7 protein-coding genes are annotated in these 6,428 nt (G+C 70.9%); 5 read left to right on the top strand and 2 right to left on the bottom strand.

Going from position 1 to position 6,428, the window contains the following annotated elements; translation table 11 throughout:
* The first annotated feature begins 132 nt into the window (after positions 1 to 132).
* On the top strand, positions 133 to 1,278 hold the full coding sequence (gene corA, locus I0C86_RS22540; RefSeq protein ID WP_196203254.1) for a magnesium/cobalt transporter CorA: 1,146 nt from the start codon (positions 133 to 135) through the stop codon (positions 1,276 to 1,278).
* Positions 1,279 to 1,491: 213 nt separating this feature from the next.
* Here corA and I0C86_RS22535 read toward each other — a convergent pair whose 3' ends face one another.
* Positions 1,492 to 2,202 (bottom strand): hypothetical protein, encoded by a 711-nt coding sequence (locus tag I0C86_RS22535; protein ID WP_196203253.1) that lies wholly within the window; start codon positions 2,200 to 2,202, stop codon positions 1,492 to 1,494.
* A gap of 191 nt (positions 2,203 to 2,393) precedes the next feature.
* Here I0C86_RS22535 and I0C86_RS22530 point away from each other — a divergent pair, with 191 nt between their 5' ends.
* Positions 2,394 to 2,924: a peptidylprolyl isomerase gene (locus I0C86_RS22530; RefSeq protein WP_196203252.1), complete on the top strand. Its 531-nt coding sequence runs from the start codon at positions 2,394 to 2,396 to the stop codon at positions 2,922 to 2,924.
* Between the two features lie 84 nt (positions 2,925 to 3,008).
* A complete protein-coding gene (locus I0C86_RS22525) occupies positions 3,009 to 3,914 on the top strand; it encodes a rhomboid family intramembrane serine protease (RefSeq protein WP_196203251.1) in 906 nt (301 codons plus the stop codon).
* A gap of 64 nt (positions 3,915 to 3,978) precedes the next feature.
* Here I0C86_RS22525 and I0C86_RS22520 read toward each other — a convergent pair whose 3' ends face one another.
* Complete coding sequence (locus I0C86_RS22520) at positions 3,979 to 4,443, bottom strand: PH domain-containing protein (RefSeq protein ID WP_196203250.1); 465 nt, start codon at positions 4,441 to 4,443, stop codon at positions 3,979 to 3,981.
* A 113-nt stretch (positions 4,444 to 4,556) separates the two neighbouring features.
* On the opposite strand from I0C86_RS22520, the gene I0C86_RS22515 reads away from it, so the two are divergent.
* Together I0C86_RS22515 and I0C86_RS22510 are read left to right on the top strand one after the other, a co-directional pair.
* A complete protein-coding gene (locus I0C86_RS22515) occupies positions 4,557 to 5,756 on the top strand; it encodes a thiolase family protein (RefSeq protein ID WP_196203249.1) in 1,200 nt (399 codons plus the stop codon).
* A 59-nt stretch (positions 5,757 to 5,815) separates the two neighbouring features.
* Positions 5,816 to 6,415, top strand: a complete 600-nt coding sequence (locus I0C86_RS22510; protein ID WP_230394582.1) for a hypothetical protein — start codon at positions 5,816 to 5,818, stop codon at positions 6,413 to 6,415.
* The last annotated feature ends 13 nt before the right edge of the window (positions 6,416 to 6,428 follow it).

Raw genomic sequence — 6,428 nt, 5'->3', positions numbered from 1 at the left:
ACCGACCACGCCGGGCCGACCGCCCCCGGTCGCCCGGCCCGGCGTGGTCGGTGATCCGCGACATGTCGGCCGGCGCGCGGGGTCGGCGTACCCTGCAATCCGCACCCAACTCTGGCCGAAAGGGGGGCGGCGATGCCGGATCGAGTTGATCACGATCGAGTTGACCTCAACGGGAGCGGCAGGCCGAGACCCCGGGCCTGGACCGCTCCGGTGCGCGCGGTGACCCGCATGCTGAACACCGAGGTTGGCCCGCAGCAGACCCAGGACAGCCGTGCCGAGCACGGCGGCGTGGTCGACTGCGGCCTCTACGTCGACGGGGTACGCCAGCCGGGCGAGTGGAGCCACGCCGACGCCCTGGAGGCCGCTCGCGCGCAGCCCGGCGCCTTCGTCTGGCTCGGCGTGCACGAGCCGAGCTCGGCGGAGATGGCCGGCATCGCGGAGACGTACGGGCTGCACGAGCTGGCCGTCGAGGACGCGGTCAAGGCGGAGCAGCGCCCCAAGCTGGAACGGTTCGGCGAGGTCACGTTCCTGGTGCTGCGTACCGTCCGCTACGTCCGGCACGGCGAACTGACCGAGAACTCCGACGTGATCGAGACCGGCCAGGTGATGCTCTTCATCGGGCCGGACTTCGTGGTGAGTGTGCGGCACGGCGACGCCTGCCGGCTCGCTCCGGTCCGGTCGGACCTGGAAGGCCGGCGGGAGATCCTGGGCCAGGGGCCCTGGGCGGTGGCGTACGCCGTGATGGACCGGGTGGTCGACGTCTACCTGGAGGTGGCCGACCGGGTCGGCGACGATCTGGACATCCTCGAGGGCGAGGTGTTCGCCCGCCAGGCGCACGGCCGGATCCAGCGGATCTACCAGATGAAACGGGAACTGGTCGAGTTCAAGCGCGCCGTGGTTCCGTTGCAACGGCCGCTGATGTCGTTGACCGCCCAGGTGAACCGGAGCGTGCCGAAGGAGATCCGGCGGTACTTCCGGGACGTGCAGGACCACGTGACCCGGACGGTCGAGCAGGTCAGCGCGTACGACGACCTGCTGAACTCGATCCTGCAGGCCCGACTGGCCCAGGTGACGGTCGAGCAGAACAACGACATGCGCAAGATCGCGGCATGGGCCGCCATCGCGGCGGTCTGGACCGCGATAGCCGGGATCTACGGGATGAACTTCGACTTCATGCCGGAGACGAACTGGAAGTACGGCTATCCGGTCGTCCTTGCCCTGATGCTGGCGATCTCCCTGGGTCTCTACCGCTGGTTCCGGCGCAACCGCTGGCTCTGACCAGCTCCGCCGCCGGCACGGCAGGTAGGGCGACCTCGGCCGGGGACGCCCCGGGATGAGACGTGGCGTGGGGCGAACCTCGCCCCACGCCACGATCGTCTCGCCGGTACCTGGTCCGCTCCGCCCTCGGCGGTCGTTCCGACCCGGTACCGCCCACCGGTGTCCGGCCTCGGCGGTCGTTTCGACCCGGTACCGCCCACCCGTGTCCGGTGCTCAGCTGCCGCTGTTCCGCGACGGCGTGGCGGCGGCACCGAGCAGGCCGTCCGACCTGTCGCCGTTCTTCGTTCCGACCTTCTTGGTGCTCTCGCTGATCGGCGCGGTGGTCGTGGCGAGTTTCTCCCCGGCCGCCGCGGTGCGATCCTTGGCCCGCTCCGTCGGGGAGGACTTCGGCGAGGCGGGTTCGCGCCCGGAACCGCCCGCGGAACTGCCCATGATCGAGGCAGCGTCGTCGCGTACCGCGTCCAGGGTGGCCGCCGGGTCGTACTCGTCCCACGGTTGTCGTCCCCGCCGTCGCATGGCGGCCGCGCCCATGGCGCCGGCCACCGCTCCGGCGACGAGCAGTCCGGTCAGCATCGGCCAACGTCGACGCATCATCGAGTTCTTCTTCCGCATCGCTTTCATCTTCTTCGACCTCGCCTTAAGGGCGACCGAGCCTGCCTGGCGGGCGCCGTCCGCAGCGGCTGCGGCGGCCACGGCCAGCGGTGCGAACCGGGTCATCGTCGACTCCCAACCGTCCGACGCCGTCTGCCGCACCATGTTCGCCGTCGGCGAGAGGTACGCACGGGCGGCGTCCGCCCGTGGCCCCACCGCCGCCCCGACCCCCGACGCGGCGTGGGTGGCCGCCCGCATCAGGTGATCGAGACTCTCGCCCAGTTCGGCCTTGGCGAGCTTCCTGCGGGATCTGCGCCCCCCGAATCCAAACACCGGTCCCCACCTCCTTGGGTGTTGTTCCTCCGTCATCCTGCACCCTCGGATGCGCCCGCACTGCCAGAACGGGCACATGGGAGGATCCGCATAGAACCACCTACCCAGCGCCGGTCTGGGCCTCCCGGCCGGCGGAGGAGTCCCGCCGGCCGGTACCTCCCGGCCGGCGGCATGTCGATCGAGGAGCACTCGTGGCCGAGGCCGTCTACGCAACTCTGCACACCAACGCCGGGCCGATCCGGCTGGAGCTTTTTCCCAACCACGCACCCAAGACCGTCACCAACTTCGTGGAACTCGCCGAGGGCACCCGGCAGTACACCGACCCGCGTACCGGCCAGCCGGGCAGCGGGCCGTACTACGACGGCACGATCTCGCACCGCGTGATCAGTGGCTTCATGGTCCAGATGGGTGACCCGACCGGCACCGGACGGGGTGGCCCCGGTTACAACTTCGCCGACGAGTTCCACCCGGACCTGCGGTTCGACCGGCCGTACCTGCTGGCGATGGCGAACGCCGGACCGGGCACCAACGGCTCGCAGTTCTTCATCACCGTCGGACCGACGCCGCACCTGAACAACCGGCACACCATCTTCGGCCAGGTCGCGGACGAGGACTCGGCCAAGGTCGTCGACTCGATCGCGAGCACCCCGACCGGAGCGCAGGACCGGCCGATCCAGGATGTCGTCATCGAGCGCGTCGAGATCGAGCGTAAAGACGCCTGACGTCGATCCCGGGTACCTTTGCCGGCATGAGTGAGCGCGGCGAGCCCGGAGGACGGGCATGAGCGAGCGCGGCGGAGGACGGGCATGAGCGAGTCCCCGCCGACGACACCGGTCTGCTATCGCCACCCGTCCCGGGAGACCTACGTCCGGTGTACGAGGTGTGAGCGGTCGATCTGCCCGGACTGCATGCGGGACGCCTCGGTCGGGCACCAGTGCCCGGAGTGCGTGGCGGAGGGCCGCCGGACGTCACGGCCGGCGCGTACCGTCTTCGGAGGCGGTACCGCCGGTCGTCAGGGCTACGTCACCAAGGCGCTCATCGCGGTCAACGTCCTGGTGATGTTGCTGTCCATCTACTCGGCCCGGGGTGGTGACTCCCTCGGCGGGGCCGGTTTCGGCGGGCTGCTCGGCGGATCGACCCCGCTGACCAGCTGGGGCGCGGTACTCGGGTTCGACCCCCGGTTCTTCCCGCCGGAGGGGGTCGCGACCGGCGAGTACTACCGGCTGTTCACCGCGATGTTCCTGCACTACGGCCCGCTGCACCTGCTCATGAACATGTGGGCCCTCTGGGTGCTGGGCCGGTCCCTGGAGACCACCCTCGGCCCACTGCGGTTCCTGGCGTTGTACCTGGTCGCCGGGGTGGGCGGCAACGTCGCGGCCTATCTGTTCAGCAATCCGTTCGCGGAGACCGTCGGCGCCTCGACCGCGATCTTCGGACTCTTCGCCGCGCTGTTCGTGATCATGCGGCGGATGGGTCGGGACACCTCGTCGGTGATCCCGATCCTCGTGATCAACCTGGTCTTCACCTTCGCCGTACCCGGTATCTCCATCGCCGGTCATCTGGGCGGCATGACGGCCGGCGCCGCCATGGCCCTGGTGCTGGCGTACGCCCCGCGGTCCCGGCGCACGCTCTTCCAGGTCGGTGGCGGCGCGGTGATCGGGCTGGTGCTGACCGGGCTGACCCTGATGCAGACGGCCGCCCTGCTGAGCTGACGGCTCCTGCTGAAAGCTGACGGTTCCTGCTGAAGCTGACGGCTCCCTGCTGAAGCTGACGGCTTCAGTGGGACGGGTCGCCGGGGCGGCCCGTCGGCCGGGTCGGGCGTGCCGTCTGGAGTGCGGCGGCGACGTCCGTCGGCGGGACGCCGAGGTCGTACTGGCTGAGCAGATGGATCGAGGCCCCGGTGTCGATCTCCAGCGTCTCGGTGCGCAGCCCGAGGCGGGGCCGGCTGTCGACGCTTATCTGTTCCACCTCGGTCCAGGGGATGTGCCGCCGCCCGGCGAATCCTCTGGGCACGGTGATGCCGCCGGCATCGGCCGCGAGCCGGACCGGGGCGACGAGATCCCGTACCGCCCAGCCGAGCAGGCCGAGCGCGGCGAGCGAGGCGATGCCGAGCCGTACCGGGTCGCCGTCGGCGAAGGCCGCGCCCAGCGCGACGAAGAGCACCGCGCCGGTCAGCTTGAGTACGGGCAGCGCCCGGTTGACGCGCCAGCGGAGCGGTGGATTGTCCGGGTCGGGATGCACGGGTCCAGGATGCCACCGTCGGCGATCGGGCCGCCGTACCCGGCCCGAGCCGGCGCCCGGCTTCCGCCGATGACGACGTAGGATCGGAGCAGGCAAGTTACTGGGGAGTAGATATGGCGGACGCGGTCATCGTCGGTGCGGTACGGACCCCGGTCGGACGGCGCCGAGGCGGACTCGCCCCGGTGCATCCGGTCGACCTGTCGGCGCGGGTGCTGACCGCGCTGGCCGAGCGTGCCGGGATGGACCCGGCCGACGTGGACGACGTGATCTGGGGATGCGTGTCCCAGGTCGGCGAGCAGGCGTGGAACGTCGGTCGGAACGCCGTACTCGCGGCCGGCTGGCCGGAGTCGGTGCCCGGTACCACGCTGGACCGGCAGTGCGGATCGAGCCAGCAGGCACTGCACTTCGCCGCCGCCGCGGTCAGCTCCGGACAGGCGGACCTGGTGGTCGCCGGTGGCGTGGAGTCGATGACCCGGGTACCGATGGGCAGCAGCATCCAGCCTCCGGTCGAGGGCGCCCCGGCCGGCACCGGACTGCCCTACGGTGGGCAACTGCGGGACCGCTACCGGGGTCGACCGGGCTTCGCTGCCGACGATCCGGTGCCGTTCAACCAGGGCGTCGGCGCGGAGATGATCGCGCAACGGTGGCGGCTGTCCCGGACCCAACTCGACGAGTACGCGCTGGCCAGCCACCAGAAGGCGGCCGCCGCGCAGGACGCCGGCGCGTTCGAGCCGGAGATCGTTCCGATCGCCGTACCCGACGGGGCGAAGGTCGCCGCCGACGAGGGGATCCGCCGGGACACCACGCTGGCCCGGCTGGCCGAGCTGCCGACCCCGTTCCGGACGGACGGCATGGTCACCGCCGGATCCGCCTCGCAGATCTCCGACGGTGCCGCGGCACTCGCCGTGACCAGTTCGGACTGGGCCCGGGAGCGAGGGCTGCGACCGCTGGCCCGGATCCACACCGCCGTGGTCGCCGCCGACGATCCGGTGCTGATGCTCACCGCGCCGATCCCGGCCACCGCGAAGGCACTGCGCCGGGCCGGACTGGGAATCGAGGAGATCGGGGTGTACGAGGTGAACGAGGCGTTCGCCCCGGTACCGCTGGCCTGGCTGGCCGAGACCGAGGCCGATCCGGCCCGGCTCAACCCCCGGGGCGGGGCGATCGCCCTGGGGCATCCGTTGGGCGGCTCGGGCGCTCGGATCATGACCACGATGCTCCAGCACATGCGCGACAACGGCATCCGGTACGGCCTGCAGACCATGTGCGAGGGCGGTGGCATGGCCAACGCAACCATCGTGGAACTTCTATAGTTTCATTTTCGTCCATGTCCCTGCCGCGTCATCGTCGGCAGAATCTCGTTGAAACGGACATGGATGTGTTCTGTCGAACGTTCCTGCCGGCCGCCGCACAGACCGGGGTGGCCAGCCCGACGGTGAGTCGGCACCTGCCGATCCTGCGCAACTGTGTGGACGCCGGAGATCCCACGGTCCTGGTGACCCGGTGCATCCGGCCGGAACGGTCGACACATCACAGCTACCTGCTGCTGGTGACCACCCGGCGGCTGGTGGTCACCGAACAGACCCGGGTTCTGCACCGGCTCCGGCTGCACCTCAATGCCGACCTGCGTCACCTCGGCAACGTCACCTGGACGCCGGATCCCCGGGAACTGCTGCTCGAACTGGCCGCGACCGCGGTCGACGGCGTCCGCGAGCGCTTCCTGATCCGGGCCGACCGTCCGAGTCAGGTGTGGGAACTCGACGCCCTGTTCAGCCACGTGTTCCGCCCGAAGATGACGGCGCGGGCCGGCTTCCCCCCGCGGGCCGTCGCGGTACCCGGCGCCGGCACGCCGGCCGACGCCACGGCCGTGCAGGGCAGTCGTGCCGCGGTGTCGCCGGTGGTCCGGCCCGCCGGGGTGGCCCCGGCCGGCGTCAGCCGTACGCCGAGGTTGCGCCCCGTCCTCGCCGTCTGAGTCCTCGCCGGCA

Origin of the sequence: Plantactinospora alkalitolerans (assembly GCF_015690345.1) — a bacterium.
Taxonomy (GTDB): Bacteria; Actinomycetota; Actinomycetes; order Mycobacteriales; family Micromonosporaceae; genus Plantactinospora; species Plantactinospora alkalitolerans.
This window is presented reverse-complemented; position numbering and strand designations above follow the sequence as displayed.